At 62.4% G+C, this 14,579-nt stretch carries 14 protein-coding genes; 4 read left to right on the top strand and 10 right to left on the bottom strand.

Going from position 1 to position 14,579, the window contains the following annotated elements:
• Positions 1 to 33: 33 nt before the first annotated feature.
• Together EV686_RS05155 and surE are read right to left on the bottom strand one after the other, a co-directional pair.
• Positions 34 to 867 (bottom strand): protein-L-isoaspartate(D-aspartate) O-methyltransferase, encoded by an 834-nt coding sequence (locus EV686_RS05155; protein ID WP_132474210.1) that lies wholly within the window; start codon positions 865 to 867, stop codon positions 34 to 36.
• Positions 852 to 1,610: a 5'/3'-nucleotidase SurE gene (surE, locus tag EV686_RS05150; RefSeq protein ID WP_132474873.1), complete on the bottom strand. Its 759-nt coding sequence runs from the start codon at positions 1,608 to 1,610 to the stop codon at positions 852 to 854. The genes EV686_RS05155 and surE overlap by 16 nt, the downstream gene beginning before the upstream one ends.
• Before the next feature lie 112 nt (positions 1,611 to 1,722).
• Between surE and plsY the strand changes: the two genes are divergently transcribed.
• Positions 1,723 to 2,370 carry a glycerol-3-phosphate 1-O-acyltransferase PlsY gene (gene plsY, locus EV686_RS05145; protein ID WP_132474208.1) on the top strand — a complete coding sequence of 216 codons (648 nt, stop codon included), beginning with the start codon at positions 1,723 to 1,725 and terminating at the stop codon, positions 2,368 to 2,370.
• A gap of 130 nt (positions 2,371 to 2,500) precedes the next feature.
• Positions 2,501 to 2,935, top strand: a complete 435-nt coding sequence (locus EV686_RS05140) for an NUDIX hydrolase (protein ID WP_243650751.1) — start codon at positions 2,501 to 2,503, stop codon at positions 2,933 to 2,935.
• Between the two features lie 59 nt (positions 2,936 to 2,994).
• On the opposite strand, the gene tsaD is transcribed toward EV686_RS05140, so the two are convergent.
• Positions 2,995 to 4,038, bottom strand: coding sequence for a tRNA (adenosine(37)-N6)-threonylcarbamoyltransferase complex transferase subunit TsaD (tsaD, locus tag EV686_RS05135; RefSeq protein WP_132474203.1), 1,044 nt, complete (start codon positions 4,036 to 4,038; stop codon positions 2,995 to 2,997).
• Positions 4,039 to 4,231: 193 nt separating this feature from the next.
• Between tsaD and EV686_RS05130 the strand changes: the two genes are divergently transcribed.
• Positions 4,232 to 5,527 (top strand): NCS2 family permease, encoded by a 1,296-nt coding sequence (locus tag EV686_RS05130; protein WP_132474201.1) that lies wholly within the window; start codon positions 4,232 to 4,234, stop codon positions 5,525 to 5,527.
• Between the two features lie 242 nt (positions 5,528 to 5,769).
• Here the strand turns inward: EV686_RS05130 and EV686_RS05125 are convergent, their stop codons facing one another.
• The 3 genes from EV686_RS05125 to EV686_RS05115 all read right to left on the bottom strand — a co-directional run bounded on the left by EV686_RS05125 (position 5,770) and on the right by EV686_RS05115 (position 8,955).
• Positions 5,770 to 6,357: an IMPACT family protein gene (locus EV686_RS05125; protein ID WP_132474199.1), complete on the bottom strand. Its 588-nt coding sequence runs from the start codon at positions 6,355 to 6,357 to the stop codon at positions 5,770 to 5,772.
• Between the two features lie 26 nt (positions 6,358 to 6,383).
• Entirely contained in the window at positions 6,384 to 7,985 is a 1,602-nt protein-coding gene (locus EV686_RS05120) for an ABC-F family ATPase (protein ID WP_132474197.1), read from the bottom strand.
• A gap of 268 nt (positions 7,986 to 8,253) precedes the next feature.
• The gene (locus tag EV686_RS05115) at positions 8,254 to 8,955 is read right to left on the bottom strand and encodes a peptidoglycan DD-metalloendopeptidase family protein (protein ID WP_132474195.1); all 702 of its coding nucleotides are present in this window, start codon (positions 8,953 to 8,955) and stop codon (positions 8,254 to 8,256) included.
• A 239-nt stretch (positions 8,956 to 9,194) separates the two neighbouring features.
• Here EV686_RS05115 and EV686_RS05110 point away from each other — a divergent pair, with 239 nt between their 5' ends.
• Positions 9,195 to 10,697, top strand: coding sequence for an amino acid permease (locus EV686_RS05110; RefSeq protein WP_132474193.1), 1,503 nt, complete (start codon positions 9,195 to 9,197; stop codon positions 10,695 to 10,697).
• Here the strand turns inward: EV686_RS05110 and EV686_RS05105 are convergent.
• The 4 genes from EV686_RS05105 to pelG all read right to left on the bottom strand — a co-directional run bounded on the left by EV686_RS05105 (position 10,634) and on the right by pelG (position 14,577).
• A complete protein-coding gene (locus EV686_RS05105) occupies positions 10,634 to 11,134 on the bottom strand; it encodes a GNAT family N-acetyltransferase (RefSeq protein WP_132474191.1) in 501 nt (166 codons plus the stop codon). The genes EV686_RS05110 and EV686_RS05105 overlap by 64 nt on opposite strands.
• Before the next feature lie 146 nt (positions 11,135 to 11,280).
• Entirely contained in the window at positions 11,281 to 12,288 is a 1,008-nt protein-coding gene (locus tag EV686_RS18940; RefSeq protein ID WP_165972505.1) for a diguanylate cyclase domain-containing protein, read from the bottom strand.
• Between the two features lie 4 nt (positions 12,289 to 12,292).
• A complete protein-coding gene (locus tag EV686_RS05095; RefSeq protein WP_243650750.1) occupies positions 12,293 to 13,150 on the bottom strand; it encodes an endo alpha-1,4 polygalactosaminidase in 858 nt (285 codons plus the stop codon).
• A gap of 47 nt (positions 13,151 to 13,197) precedes the next feature.
• Positions 13,198 to 14,577 carry an exopolysaccharide Pel transporter PelG gene (pelG, locus tag EV686_RS05090; RefSeq protein ID WP_132474185.1) on the bottom strand — a complete coding sequence of 460 codons (1,380 nt, stop codon included), beginning with the start codon at positions 14,575 to 14,577 and terminating at the stop codon, positions 13,198 to 13,200.
• Positions 14,578 to 14,579 lie beyond the last annotated feature (2 nt).

Below are 14,579 nucleotides of genomic sequence, written 5' to 3'. Positions count from 1 at the left end.
ATGAATCTTTGAATCCAAGCCTGTACTTCGAGTCTAAGCCTGTATGCCGGAACGCAACGGTACGAACCGGACCTGCTCGAGCTCTTCACGCCGCCATGACGCCTTGCCTGTGCGCTCGATCAGCACGAGGCGCTGCGACACCCCGCCCTCGGGCGCAATCAGCCGCGCACCGATGGCAAGCTGCTCCAGCAGGCCGCGCGGAATCTCCAGCCCGGCGGCGGCAACCACGATAGCATCGAAAGGCGCAGCCGACGAGACTCCCAGCGTACCATCTCCGAACGAAAGACGAACCCTGTTATTGAGCTTCAGGGCCTTCAAATGTTCCCGAGCCATGTCGTAAAGCCCGCGGATGCGCTCGACGGCGAACACCTCCCTGGTCACATGCGCAAGAACAGCCGCCTGGTAGCCGCAACCCGCACCGACCTCCAACACCCTGGCAGGCGAGCGCTCATGCAATACGGCGGAAATCATGCGTGCCACGACCCAAGGCTGGGAAATGGTCTGCCCGAATCCGATAGGCAGTGCGGCATCTTCATAGGCGCGGCTGGCAAGCCCCTGATCCACGAACAGATGGCGCGGAACCGCCAGCATGGCTGCCAGAACGCGATCGTCGACGATACCCTGCTTTCGCAGGCGCTCGACCATCATGCCACGCGAACGATCCGAGTTCAAACCCAAATTGACCATTGTTGATGGTGCCTGCGGCGCTTTTGCCGCTGCAAGCGCGGCAGCCACCGGACGCTGCATGGCCCCGGGCGCGGAAATCCGCGTATTGCTGTTGGCCGGCGTGAACGCCTGCTGGCCGCTCGTGCTGCGCCCGAAACGGGAGAATCCGTGGATGGCGCCGGGCGCTAGAGGCTTGCGCATGACTTTTCTGCCCAGGAACGGATCTTCTCCAGTTGCTCGTAATGGGTAAGATCGAATTTCAATGGCGTGATGGACACCATATTATGCCCCGTCGCGCCGAAATCCGTATCCGTCGCGTTGTCGGAGACACCGCCCACCGGACCTATCCAGTAGACAGGATCGCCGTACGGCGTGCTGCTGCGGATAACGGGCTCCGACGGATGGCGCTTGCCCAGGCGCGTGACGCGCATGCCCTGCAGTACCTGGTACGGCACCGCAGGTATATTCACATTGAGCAAGGTGCTGCCGTCGATCGGCTCCTGCAAATGGCGTTCGACAATCTGCCTTGCAATGCGCGCTGCCGTGTCGAGATGCTTCCAGCCTTTCTGCACCAGGGAAAACGCCATCGCGGGAATGCCGAACAAATGCCCTTCGGTCGCGGCGGCCACGGTGCCCGAATACAGAGTATCGTCTCCCATGTTGGCGCCGTTGTTGATGCCGGACACGATAAGATCGGGCCTGAAGTCCAGGATGCCTGTCAATGCGATGTGCACGCAATCGGAAGGCGTGCCGTTGACATAGTGGAACCCGTTGGGAGCCTGCCTGACCGACAGCGGCCGGTTCAGCGTCAGGGAGTTGGAGGAGCCGCTGCAATTGGTTTCGGGCGCGACCACCGTCAGCTCGCCAAGGCCCGCCAGTGCATCCACGAGCGCCTCGATTCCCGCTGCGTTGTAACCATCGTCGTTTGAAACCAGTATGCGCATATTCCTTACACTCTTGCTCATGCTTGCGAATCGTCAGGGATTGTACCCGTTCGTTTTGGCGTTTTGTGGGAGTGCCGTTAGAATCAGCTCCTCCGAGGAGAGGTGAGTCACCATGACATCCAGTTTATCCGTACTGTCCGGCCTTGTTGTCGTTCTGCTGTCCTACCTGGCGGGATCTATCCCCTTTGCCGTCGTCGTCAGCCGCCTGATGGGCCTGAAAGACCCGCGCACCTTCGGCTCCGGCAATCCGGGCGCCACCAACGTGTTGCGCACGGGCAACAAGACGGCCGCCATCCTCACGCTGCTCGGAGACATGGCGAAGGGCCTGGTCGCGGTTTGCGCCGCGGGCTATCTGCAGGAAAGCCAGGGGCTGCCCGATTGGGTTTTCCCCGCCAGCGCGCTGGCCGTATTCCTGGGCCACCTCTACCCCCTCTTCCTGAAATTCAAGGGGGGCAAAGGCGTCGCCACGGCGCTCGGCGTGCTGCTCGCCATTTCCCCCTGGCTCGGACTGGCCACCGCGGCCACCTGGCTCATCGTCGCCTACGCCACGCGCTATTCCTCCCTGGCGGCCCTGCTGGCCGCGGTTTTCGCCCCGCTCTATCATATCTTCGGCAGCAACGTGGCCTGGGAACGCGATACCAGCGTGACCCTGGCCATCTTCATCATCTCCGCTCTGCTTATCTCGCGGCATGGCGCCAACATCCAGCGCCTGCTCCAGGGCAAGGAAAGCCGCATCGGGGAAAAGAAGAAAACCCGCTGACAGCAAGCCGGAACGACAGGCAAAGGCAATACGGAATGAAAAAAGGCCCCCACGCCGCGCCTTCGGCTTGCTGGCCCCCAAGGGGGCGTTTCCATCCTGGGGCGGCCCGGCGATGAAAAAGGCACGGCTCGTGTCCGTCGTCGACGTGCACATCATCTTCGAAAACGAGAAAGGCGAATGGCTGTTCAGCCGGCGGGCCAACACCGGCTACAAGGACGGACAGTTCTCGCTCGTCGCCGGCCACCTGGAGCCCGGCGAGTCGCTCAAGGCATGCGCCATCCGCGAAGCCATGGAAGAAGCCGGCGTCGCCGTGGATACGGATGCGCTCGAACTCCGGCATGTCATGCGCCGCGATTCGGACCAGCACCGCATCAGTTTTTTCTTCTTGTGCCGGACATGGACGGGTACGTTGGAAAACAGGGAGCCCCACAAGTGCGCGGGATTCCTGTGGCGCAGGCCCGATGAGCCGCCCCTGCCCATCGTGGACCATGTGGAGCGGGCGATTCAGTCGATCCGCACCGGAGAGCTTGTGGGGGATTACACCGCTCCGGGCTTTGCGCCCTGAACCACCGGCGATTCGAGCGCCACGGCCCGACGCAGCGGCCCGGAAAGCCCGCCTCCGCTTCAGGCCTGCCCGACCTTGGCGCAGACATCCTCCAGCGGCCAGCGCGGCCTGACGGTGAAGGCATGATTCGTCGGCTCCAAACGCTCCAGCCCCGCCTTGATGCGCAGGGCCGCCGCATGGGCGATCATGGCGCCATTGTCGGTGCACAGCTCCAGCGGCGGGAAAAACACCTTGCCACCGCGCTTTTCCATGGTCCCCACCAGGCGCTCGCGCAACAGGCGATTGGCGCCCACGCCGCCAGCCACAACCAGCCTGCGCAAGCCGGTCTGCTTCATGGCCTTGAGCGCCTTGCCGGCCAGCACATCGACGATGGCCTCTTCGGTGGCTGCGGCAAGATCCGCCATCTGCTGATCCGACAGCGGCGTCTTCTGCGCCCTGACCTTGGTCAGCACGGCGGTCTTCAGGCCGCTGAAACTGAAATCCAGATCCTGGCTGCGCAGCATCGGCCTGGGCAGTTGATACTGCGAGGCATCCCCTTGCTGCGCCAGGCGAGACAGTGCCGGGCCGCCCGGATATCCCAGCCCCAGCAGCTTGGCCGTCTTGTCGAACGCCTCGCCCGCGGCGTCGTCCAGCGTTTCACCCAGCAATTCATAGGAACCCACGCCATCGACACGCATCAGTTGCGTATGTCCGCCAGACACCAGCAACGCCACAAACGGAAATTCGGGTACGGGATCGGCCAGCAAGGGCGACAGCAGATGCCCTTCCAGGTGGTGGACAGGCACGGCAGGCACTTCCAGCGCCCAGGCCAGGGATTGCGCCACGCTGGCGCCGACCAGCAGCGCGCCCGCCAGGCCGGGGCCCGCCGTATAGGCCACGGCATCCACATCGCCCAGGGACAGCCCCGCCTTGTCCAGGACTTCCCTGGTCAGCGGCAAGGCCCGCCGGATATGGTCCCGCGAAGCCAGTTCTGGCACCACGCCTCCATACTCCTGGTGCATGGCCACCTGACTGTGCAGGGCATGCGCCAGCAGGCCGCGTTCCGTACAGACCGCGGCCACGCCGGTTTCGTCACAGGAGCTTTCAAAGCCGAGAATAATCATGGCCGCAAGTTTACCCGGAATTGCCCGCCACATCAGTCCGGACGCAGGCCTGTGCCGCCGCTGCGAAATCGGGGCGGCATGGTGGCTGCGCAGCGCAGCCCCATAGCCCCGGCGCGCCGTCGAGAGTGCGGCTGAAGCCGAAATCGGCATAGAATGCCAGCTTGCAACGTTCAGCCAACCTGAGGGGGAAAGCATGCTCGAACGATTTTTCCAGCTGCGTGAGCACGACACGACGCTGCGCACCGAAATCCTTGCCGGTGTGACGACATTCCTGACCATGTCATACATCATCTTCGTGAACCCGGACATCCTGTCCTCTACTGGCATGGACCGCAACGCCGTCTTCGTCGCTACCTGCCTTGCGGCCGCGCTGGGTACGCTCATCATGGCGCTGGTGGCCAACTGGCCCATCGGCATGGCACCCGGCATGGGCCTGAACGCCTTCTTCGCCTTCACTGTCGTGGCGACCATGGGCTACAGCTGGCAGCAGGCGCTGGGCGCCGTCTTCATCTCCGGCGTGATCTTCCTCGTCCTCACCGTCACCGGCGTGCGCTCCTGGCTGATCGCCGGCATCCCCAAGTCCCTGCGCTCCGCCATCGCCGCCGGCATCGGCCTGTTCCTGGGCATCATCGCGCTCAGCAGCGCAGGCATCGTGGTTTCCCACCCGGCAACCAAGGTCAGCCTGGGCGACCTCACCGCCGCGCCCGCGCTCTACGCCATGCTGGGCTTCTTCATCATCGCCACGCTCGACAGTCTGAAGGTCCGGGGCGCCATCCTCATCGGCATCCTCGCCGTGACCGTCCTATCCATGCTGACGGGCCACAACACATTCAACGGCCTCGTCTCCATGCCACCCAGCCTTGCGCCCACCTTCATGAAAATGGACATCGTGGGAGCGCTGAGCACAGGCTTCATCCACGTCATCCTGGTATTCGTCCTGGTCGAAGTATTCGATGCCACCGGCACTCTGATCGGCGTGGCGAAGCGCGCCAACCTGCTGCCCGAAGGCAAGCCCAACCGCCTGGGGCGCGCCTTGTTCGCCGACAGCACCGCCATCGTGGCCGGCTCCGTGCTGGGAACCAGCAGCACGACGGCCTATGTAGAAAGCGCCTCCGGCGTCCAGGCCGGGGGACGCACCGGGCTGACCGCACTGACCGTCGCCGTGCTGTTCCTGCTGGCCCTGTTCCTGGCGCCCCTGGCCGGCTCCGTGCCTGCCTATGCCACAGCCCCGGCGCTGATCTACGTCGCGGGCCTGATGATGCGCGAACTGACGGAAATCGACTGGGAAGAGCTGACCGAGGCCATTCCCGCCGCCCTGACCGCCCTCATCATGCCGTTCACCTACTCCATCGCCAACGGCCTGGCCTTCGGCTTCATCAGCTACGTCGTCCTCAAGGCAACCACTGGACGCTTCCGCGACATCCACCCCGCCACGCTGCTGGTGGCGGCGCTGTTCGTCCTGAAATACGCCTTCTTCCCGGAGGGATGAGTCTGGACATAGGACAGTCCTGAGGACTGTCCTATGCCTGACGAATCCGAGCGGCATGCAAGCCGCGAGGTGGACCGCGAAGCGGAGCCTGGACACAGAATAGTCCCTGCGGACTATTCTGTGCCTGGCGAACCTGAGCGGCATGCAGGCCGCGAAGTGGACCGCGAAGCGGAGCTCGGACATAAGACAGTCCCTGCGGACTGTCCTATGCCTGACGAATCCGAGCGGCATGCAGGCCGCAATCACTCCCCTATTTCAGCCTGCGCCTGCCCCCGCGTAAGATCGGTCAGCACTTTCACGAACGCATCGACTTCCATCGAAGGCACTGCCAGCCTCCACTGCACGCCGCCGGCATCGAACTGCTCGTCCACCACGCGGATGCCGAATCCGGCAAAGCGCGACCGCACCAGCGCCATATCGCCGAACAGGCAACTACAGCGCACCTCGGTTTCCTGAACCAATTCAGTCTTGTCCGCCAGCCGCAGGCATTGCGCCGCGGTTCCGCCATAAGCGCGCACCAGCCCGCCCGGCCCCAGCTTGATGCCGCCGAACCAGCGCACCACCAGCACGGCGACCCGATCGCACTGCTGCGACTCTATGGCCTGGAGAATGGGTCGCCCCGCCGTGCCGCCAGGCTCGCCGTCGTCATTGAAACGATAGAGATCGCCGATCCGGTAGGCCCAGCAATTGTGGGTAGCCGCAGGCACCGAATTGGCCGCGAAGAAATCCATGGCCTCCTGCACGGAAGCCACGGACTGCGCAAACACGAGGAACCGGCTCTTGCGGATGTCTTCCTCGTAGCTTGCCGGCGCGGTCAAGGTATAAGGCATGGCGGCTCGCGCCTCGTCCGGCAGATTTACAGCAGGTTTTCGCGCGCCGCCAGATAATCCTCGTACTCGCCCGGATAATCGATGATCTTGCCGTCGGGCAGGATTTCAATAATGCGGTCGGCAATGCCGGATACGAACTGGCGGTCGTGTGACACGAAGATCAGCGTCCCCTTGTACAGCTCCAGCGCGAACTGCAGCGACTCGATGGACTCCATGTCCAGGTGATTGGTCGGCTCGTCCATCAGCATGACATTGTGCCGGCCCAGCATCAGCCTGCCGAAAGTCATGCGATTCTTCTCGCCGCCCGACAGGACATGGACTTCCTTGTTGATCTCGTCGCTGGAAAACAGCAGACGGCCAAGCACCGACCGCATGGCCTGGTCATCATCGCCGGGCTGGCGATAATCCGACAGCCAGTCGAACAGATTCACCTTGGCCTGGAATTGATCGGCGACATCCTGCGCCATATAGCCGATATCGGCATTCTCGGACCACTTCACCGTGCCCGAGTCCGGCGCCAGATCGCCGCCCAGCAGACGCAGCAACGTGGTCTTGCCCACGCCGTTCGCGCCAATGATGGCAACTTTCTGGCCCGCCTCGATCATGCCCGAGTAATTCGTGATAATGGGCTTGTCGTAAGCCTTGGACAGGCCTTCCACGGTAACCGCCAGGCGATGCAATGGCTTGTTCTGCTCGAAGCGGATATAGGGATTCTGCCGCGAAGAAGGCTTGACCTCGACCGTCTCCGCCTTGATGCGATCGATCTGCTTGATGCGCGAAGTCGCCTGGCGCGCCTTGGACTTGTTGGCCGAGAAACGGCGCACGAAGTCCTGCAGCTCGGCCATGCGCTCCTTGGCTTTGGCATTGACCGCCTGCGTCTTTTCCTTCGCCTGCGTCGAGGCCAGCATGTAATCGTCGTAATTGCCCGGATAAATGCGCAGCTCGCGATAGTCCAGATCGGCCATGTGCGTGCACACCTGGTTCAGGAAGTGCCGATCGTGACTGATGATGATCATCGTGCTCTGGTAGCCGTTGATCACATCCTCCAGCCAGCGGATGGTATTGATGTCCAGGTTGTTGGTCGGCTCGTCCAGCAACAGCACGTCCGGATTCGAGAACAGCGCCTGCGCCAGCAGCACCCGCAGCTTCCAGCCCGGCGCAATCTCGCGCATCGGCAGCTCATGCTGGCTGACCGGAATCTCCAGCCCCAGCAACAGCTCGCCCGCGCGCGCCTGCGCCGTATAACCGTCGTACTCCGCGAACTTGGCCTCGAGCTCGGCGGCGCGCATATAGTCGTCTTCCGTGGCCTCCAGGTTGGCGTAGATCGCATCCCGCTCCGCCATGGCCTGCCACATTTCCACGTGCCCCATCATCACCACGTCGAGCACGCGCTCATCCTCGAAGGCGAACTGATCCTGGCGCAGCTTGCCCAGCCGCACCCCCGGATCCAGCGCCACATTGCCGCTGGAAGGCTCGAGATCGCCGCCAATGATCTTCATGAAAGTGGACTTTCCTGAACCATTGGCCCCGATAAGCCCATAGCGATTGCCTTCGCCGAACTTGACGCTGACATTCTCGAACAAAGGTTTCGAGCCGAACTGGATGGTAAGGTTTGAGGTGGAGATCACGACGAAGTGTGCCTGCAAAAAATAAGAAATAACCGTCTAGTTTAACAAGACAGGCCATCCCAGGCAGCAAACACCCGCAGACAAAGAAGATTTACCCGTCTCACGGCCCAGGCACAAGACTGCAATCCAGCCCGCAAGCAAAACAGTCGAAGCAACATTCAACACGCTTGAGACAACGCCCAACAGCCTCCCACTCCAAGGCGTCTTAAAAAGAAAAGAGGCACCTATCAAATCAACAGGCACCTCCAAAATTCCTAGAGCGCAATAATCACCGCTTGGGCAAATACCGCATGGCATCGACCGCCTTGCCGTTGTACCTGAGTTCAAAATACAGCACCGTGCGATTGATATCCGTGCTCCCCATCTCGGCAACCTTCTGCCCCTGCTTCACCGACTGCCCCTCCGAAACCGCCAGCGAACGATTATGCGCATACACACTGATATAGTCCGAAGCGTGCCGGACAATGATCAGATTCCCATAACCCCGCAAGCCATTGCCCGAATAGACCACCGTCCCGGCAGCCACCGCCTTCACCGGCGTACCTGCCTTATTGCTGATATAGACGCCATGCGGACTGGGACCCGTACTGCTGCGAACCGCACTGCCCTCCGCCGGCCACGCCAGCCCGATCGTTGTGCGCGGCACCGCCGCGGCCGGCGCCTGGCGCTGCCCCCGCACCACCGTGCCGGAACCCGCATCAGGCAGGCTTCCCGAAGCGGCCGGGCCCGAAGACGCGCTTCCTACCCTCAGCACCTGCCCCACCTTGATATTGTTGGGATTGCGCAGATTATTCATCCGCATCAGCGAATCCACCGACTGGCCGTGCTTGCGCGCGATCTGCGTCAGCGTGTCCCCAGCAACGACACGATACTGTCCGGGCCCCACGGCCTTCTGCCCGGTCGTGCCGCAAGCCGCCAGCAGCGCCAGGCAGACGGCGGCCAGACACAGACGCAGCGAACGCAGATGCAACGCGGAAAGCCCGCCCCGCGGAGCAGCGACACATGGCGAAAACCGGAAAAACGACAATGAAGACACAGGGAGCAACCGAAGAATGACATTCGCAAACCAAAAGATTACCAAGAATCGCTCCCCATTGCCGGTTTCCATATGCAAGCGCAGGCCGAAGACGACCTGATATGATGCGCACACCTTTCGCGCACCAGCGCGTAATCCAGCGTAATCCAGAACACCAAGACCATCTCCATCCCATGACCTCCGCCCACCCACAGACCGCCGGAGCGGCCGAGCCCGAACTGCGCCGTGAACTCAAGGCCCGCCACCTGTCCATGATCGCCATCGGCGGCTCCATCGGCACCGGCCTGTTCGTGGCTTCGGGGGCCACCATCTCCCAGGCTGGCCCGGGCGGCGCATTGCTCGCCTATGCACTGATCGGCATCATGGTCTACTTTCTGATGACCAGCCTCGGCGAGCTGGCCGCCTGCCTCCCCGTATCGGGCTCATTCGCGACCTATGGCGCGCGCTACGTCGACGAAGGCTTTGGATTCGCGCTGGGCTGGAACTACTGGTACAACTGGGCCGTCACCATCGCCGTCGACCTGGTGGCCGCGCAGCTCGTCATGAACTACTGGTTTCCCGACATACCCGGCGTGCTCTGGAGCGCGCTGTTCCTGCTGCTGATGTTCCTGCTGAACAATATCTCCGTCAAAGGCTTCGGCGAAGCCGAATACTGGTTCGCCGCCATCAAGGTCGTGACGGTCCTGATCTTCATCGCCACGGGCCTGCTGATGATCGCAGGCATCCTGCAGGGACGCCACGCCGGCATCATGGAAAATTGGTTCATCGGCGACGCTCCCTTCGCGGGCGGATTCGCCGCCCTGATAGGCGTGGCCATGATCGTCGGGTTTTCCTTCCAGGGCACCGAGCTCATCGGCATCGCGGCGGGTGAATCCCAGGACCCGGCGCGCAACATCCCCCGCGCCGTCAAGCAGATCTTCTGGCGCATCCTGCTGTTCTATATTTTCTCCATCCTGATCATCGGTCTGCTCATCCCCTACACCGATCCGCAATTGCTGGGCAGCGAAGTCACTGACATCAGCATCAGCCCGTTCACCATGGTCTTCGAGAAAGCAGGCCTGCTGTCCGCCGCGGCCGTCATGAACGCCGTCGTGCTGACTTCTGTGCTGTCCGCCGGCAACTCCGGCATGTATGCTTCGACGCGCATGCTCTTCAACCTGGCCCGGGAAGGCAAGGCGCCCCGGATCTTCGCCCGGCTCTCGGCCAATGGCGTGCCGCGCTACGCGCTGCTGGCGACGACGCTGATCGCCGCGCTGTGCTTCGTCAGCTCGGTCTACAGCCCCAATGCAGTCTACATCTGGCTGCTGAACACATCGGGCATGACGGGCTTCATCGCCTGGCTGGGCATCGCCATCAGCCATTACCGCTTTCGCCGTGGCTACGTCCTGCAGGGCAATGACCCGGCCAGCCTGCCTTACCAGTCGAAGTTGTTCCCGTTCGGCCCGGTCTTCGCCTTCATCCTCTGCCTGATCATCACTCTGGGACAGAACTACCAGGCCTTCCTGCAGGACCGCATCGACTGGAACGGAGCTGTGGCGACCTATATCGGACTGCCGTTGTTCCTGGGCATATGGCTGGGCTATCGCCTGGTAAAGGGCTCTCGCATCATCCCCTACGCCGAAATGGTGTTCCCCGATGCGGCAAACGCCAGCAAGGCGTCGCCCGCCAGCCGGTAGCGCGTCCATTCGGATTGAGGCTGCGCGCCTATGGCTTCATAGACGCGAATGGCCGGCTCATTCCAGTCGAGCACGCTCCACTCCATGCGCCTGCAGCCTTCCCGTACGGCGATCCCGGCAACGGCATGCAGCAGGCGCTTGCCCGCGCCCAGGCCACGGTATTCCGGCGAGACATACAGATCTTCCAGATAGATGCCGTGATGGCCCAGCCAGGTGGAATAGCTGGCGAAATACACGGCGAATCCCGCCGGCTTGCCGTCCACCTCGCAGATCAGGGCCGCGCTGGACCTCGGCTCGTCGAACAGGCTGCGCTCGATATCCGCCACGCCGGATTCGACTTCGTGCTCGGCCCTCTCATAAATGGCCAGATCGACGATAAAACGATGGATGAGCGCCGCGTCGCCGCGTTGCGCCGGACGGATACTGATGTCTGCCATGATGCCTGGTTTCCCGCGATTGAAATGCAAGACCGCATTGTAGACAGGATCGGCTCGGGCATGCCGCCCGGGGCGGGCGGGTGAGTCACTCCCTCTGAACTGCTCGACCTCGGTCTGAAGGCCGAGGCTTGCGCTTGGGCGCGTGGTCACATGGTCTGCCTGCGCTCCCGGATTTCCAGGTCGTGCGTCCGCTGCTGCTTGCTTTCGTACATTCTCGCATCCGCCAGCGCAAGCGCTTTCTGCAGGGAGCCGGTTTCCGACTTGGCCGCCACGCCGATGGAAGCCATGATGCCTCTTTTCCCCAGCAGCCAGCACAGGCGCTCGCCCAGGCTGCAGGCATCGGCAAGCGACGTATCCGGCAACAGCATGGCGAACTCGTCTCCGCCAAGCCTGGCCACGCAGTCATGCGAGCGCAGGGATTTCCTGACCGCCCTGGCCGTGATCTTCAGGACGTCGTCGCCCGCCTGATGCCCGCGCGTGTCATTGATGCGCTTGAAATCGTCAAGATCAAGAAAAGCAACGGCAATTTCTCCCGCCGCCTTGCGCGCGCCGCTCAGCGCAAGCCCCCATCCCGCGCGGTTCAGCACCCCCGTCAAAGGATCGATGCGGGCTCCCTGCTGGGCTTTCAGCATCAGCTTGTCCGCCATGGCGAGATCGGCCTGCAGGCTGAGCGCATGGGCCATGGTATTGAGGCACAGCATGATCACGGGCGCGCAGAAAAGAGGAACCTCCCTCGGACCCTCCTCCCTGAACAGAAAGCCCGCGACGACACCGGTCAGATTGCCGTGCCTGTCGGGCAGGAAGGCCTTGAATACATATTTCGGACACGACGCCCTCTTCTGGTCGCATACCGGCGCCATGCGGCAGGCCTGCAGATCCGGCCAGCGGTGCAGCCTGCCGTCCATGCTGGAAGACAAGCGATCGCTGGCAAGCGCCTTGCGCATGCAGATGGCGGAAACCCCGTCCGCTTCGCCCTGCGTGGCGACGACCTCGAGCCGCTTGCCATCCCGCCTGCCCACCATCCAGCAGTCCATGGGCAGGAATAGCTGCAGCAGATCCAGCTGCGCCGGCAATATCTGCTTGGCGAGGCGATCAGCCCCCTTGATGGAGGCGTCGTACCCATCCGCAGCATTGGCCATAAACATATCCTCCATGCCTTCAATCCAGCAAGGCATCGTTCACTTGCTGCAGGCGGCCGTCACCCACATACGGGATCATGTCCAGCGCCCGGATCCGCTCCACGGTCTCCTTCAGGCACTGGTACTGCGCAGACGGGCAATAGTCGATGGCGATGACCGGCAGCCCATATTGCCGCTTCACCTCATCCACTCTATCCAGCAGCCATTTGCGATCATCTTCGGGCACGTCGACGTATTGGCCGCGCGCTTCGCTCCAGCCCTTGAACAGCGACTCGAACGCGACGGCGTACACATGCTCGTGCGTGGCGGGCAGGAGCTCGAACCCGCGATTCAGGATCAGGCGGGCCGTTGGAAAGCGCTGCCGTATCGCGCGTATGACGGCAATCAGCCCCGCCTGGCTGTCGCGCCTGTCCAGCGCATCCCGCGCGACCAACTGGTAGGAGTCCAGCGTATCGAGGAAGAATCCGGTGTAGCCTCTCTTCCATAGAGGAGCGATGATGCGTTCGGTCATGAACTCCGGCCATCCTTCCGCCGTCTGGTCGATGACGTCGGACCGCCATTCCTTGTTGTAGCCCGCGATCCACGACGCCGGAATTGCCTTGTAGTACTCCCTGGAGCGGCTCACTTCGCCCACGCTCACATAGGCGAACCAGCGCGTCCGCGTCTCTCCCTCCTTCGGCGGAGAAAAGCCTGTGTCGGGCTCGACCACTGCCAGGTCGAAACGGCTCAGCCGGTCCACCGCCGGCCGGTCTCCGTAATAGAATACGATGCTGTCGGCCGCAAACTCCGCCCCGGCCTGCATTTCCCCGATGGGCAAGGACAGGAACAGTCCCATGACCATGCGGGCATACAGGGGAATCTTGCGAACGGACGGCATGGCGGATTTCATGACCAGCGCGAGGCTCCTTTCAGTTTCGACAGGCCCTAGGCCTTCTGCAGCATGTAGGTTTCATATTCCAGACGGTCGAAGCCCCGGTTCAGCATGAAAACCGCCACGAGCACGACAATCACCAGGGCGCCGGCGAAGCCATAGCCATAGGTGTTGGGGCCAAGCTCCAGCGTAATCCACGTCAATGCGCCGTTCAGTCCCACGAACAGCGCCGTCAGCGCAAGCACGATGCCTCGGCGGTCCAGATACAGGAAAATGTTCAGGCACCCCAGGAACAGCACCTGCAGGCTGGCGGCCACCACATCGATCCGCAGCAGAGGCAGATACAGCACGGAAATGCCCGCCGCCTCCAGCAGCCTGTCGCCGAAGGCGAAAACCAGCAGGGTAACCACGGCCTGGATCTTCAGTATCTCGTACAGCCCCGCCCTGGCGCCGCGCACCATGTCATTGCGCATCTCCCGGATGTGCGACAGGGTGGAGCCATTGCGTACTGCGGAGTAATAGGCGTTGTAGCTGTCGGCAAAGTCTGTTTCCAGACGCAACAGGAAGACGGCCATGCCCGGGATGATGCACAGGTAGGCCAGGAATACCGGCAAATCGTAGATCACGGAAGCATGCAAGGGGCCTATCACCCTGGTCCCCGTGGCCGAGAACCAGAACATGAACTTGTCCAGCCACACGCCCAGGTTGAACAGCAGCCCCACCATGACCAGGCTGGGATAGACATAGCGCCGGTCGAACACCTCGAACGCCATGTAGCGCCTGTCCCCTGACATGTGATCGCGGCGCATGACCGCCGCCATGCAGGCCAGCAAGACGAAATGCCCCGCGACGAAGCCGGCCATCAGTCCCTCCAGCCCGTATCGGCTCAGGCCCGCGGCAACCGCTACAGTGACGGTGTAGCCCACGAAAAAGGCAGCCAGGATGATCGAGTACCGCTTGAGACTCGCCAGGAAGATGATGCATATCCAGATATTGCTCACGATGACGAAACCCATCACCATCAGCACGCGATACGACAGGCTCGTACCGTCGAACGCGAAGATGGCCAGGCACACCGCCAGCGATCCGGTGAAGAGGGTCGTAGTCACCATCATCCCGTTGTAATTGGGCAGGACCCGGTCATGCTGGCCCTGGAACAGGCGGTCGGAAATGAAACGCGTGAACAGCAGCTGCACGGCCCCGGTGATCACCAGGCTGAAGGAAATGAGGTAAGTTACCGATACCTGGAACTGCACGATCAATACCGGCGGATCCACGACGCCCAGGCTGAGCGCGCCGATGAACAGTATGCCCAATATCGACAGAATCAGAGGCCCCGCGCTGATGATGCCGGCATAGACGAACGCCGACAGATCCGAGCTCAGGCTGTCGCGCCGCAATAGCCTCTTTAGCTGGAATCCGACGCCGGCCATGG

Origin of the sequence: Paracandidimonas soli (assembly GCF_004342005.1) — a bacterium.
In the GTDB taxonomy this organism is placed as follows: domain Bacteria; phylum Pseudomonadota; class Gammaproteobacteria; order Burkholderiales; family Burkholderiaceae_B; genus Paracandidimonas; species Paracandidimonas soli.
The sequence above is the reverse complement of the archived record's forward strand: the minus strand, read 5'-3'. Positions and strand labels throughout refer to the sequence as shown.

What these genes read in the sequence shown, in the direction of transcription:
- EV686_RS05105 (WP_132474191.1), bottom strand. Translation starts at nt 11,134, where the DNA reads ATGGCAGACATCAGTATCCGTCCGGCGCAACGCGGCGACGCGGCGCTC.
- EV686_RS05095 (WP_243650750.1), bottom strand. Translation starts at nt 13,150, where the DNA reads ATGCCGTCCGTTCGCAAGATTCCCCTGTATGCCCGCATGGTCATGGGA.
- EV686_RS05155 (WP_132474210.1), bottom strand. Translation starts at nt 867, where the DNA reads ATGCGCAAGCCTCTAGCGCCCGGCGCCATCCACGGATTCTCCCGTTTC.
- surE (WP_132474873.1), bottom strand. Translation starts at nt 1,610, where the DNA reads ATGCGCATACTGGTTTCAAACGACGATGGTTACAACGCAGCGGGAATC.
- plsY (WP_132474208.1), top strand. Translation starts at nt 1,723, where the DNA reads ATGACATCCAGTTTATCCGTACTGTCCGGCCTTGTTGTCGTTCTGCTG.
- EV686_RS18940 (WP_165972505.1), bottom strand. Translation starts at nt 12,288, where the DNA reads ATGGAGGATATGTTTATGGCCAATGCTGCGGATGGGTACGACGCCTCC.
- EV686_RS05130 (WP_132474201.1), top strand. Translation starts at nt 4,232, where the DNA reads ATGCTCGAACGATTTTTCCAGCTGCGTGAGCACGACACGACGCTGCGC.
- tsaD (WP_132474203.1), bottom strand. Translation starts at nt 4,038, where the DNA reads ATGATTATTCTCGGCTTTGAAAGCTCCTGTGACGAAACCGGCGTGGCC.
- pelG (WP_132474185.1), bottom strand. Translation starts at nt 14,577, where the DNA reads ATGGCCGGCGTCGGATTCCAGCTAAAGAGGCTATTGCGGCGCGACAGC.
- EV686_RS05125 (WP_132474199.1), bottom strand. Translation starts at nt 6,357, where the DNA reads ATGCCTTATACCTTGACCGCGCCGGCAAGCTACGAGGAAGACATCCGC.
- EV686_RS05110 (WP_132474193.1), top strand. Translation starts at nt 9,195, where the DNA reads ATGACCTCCGCCCACCCACAGACCGCCGGAGCGGCCGAGCCCGAACTG.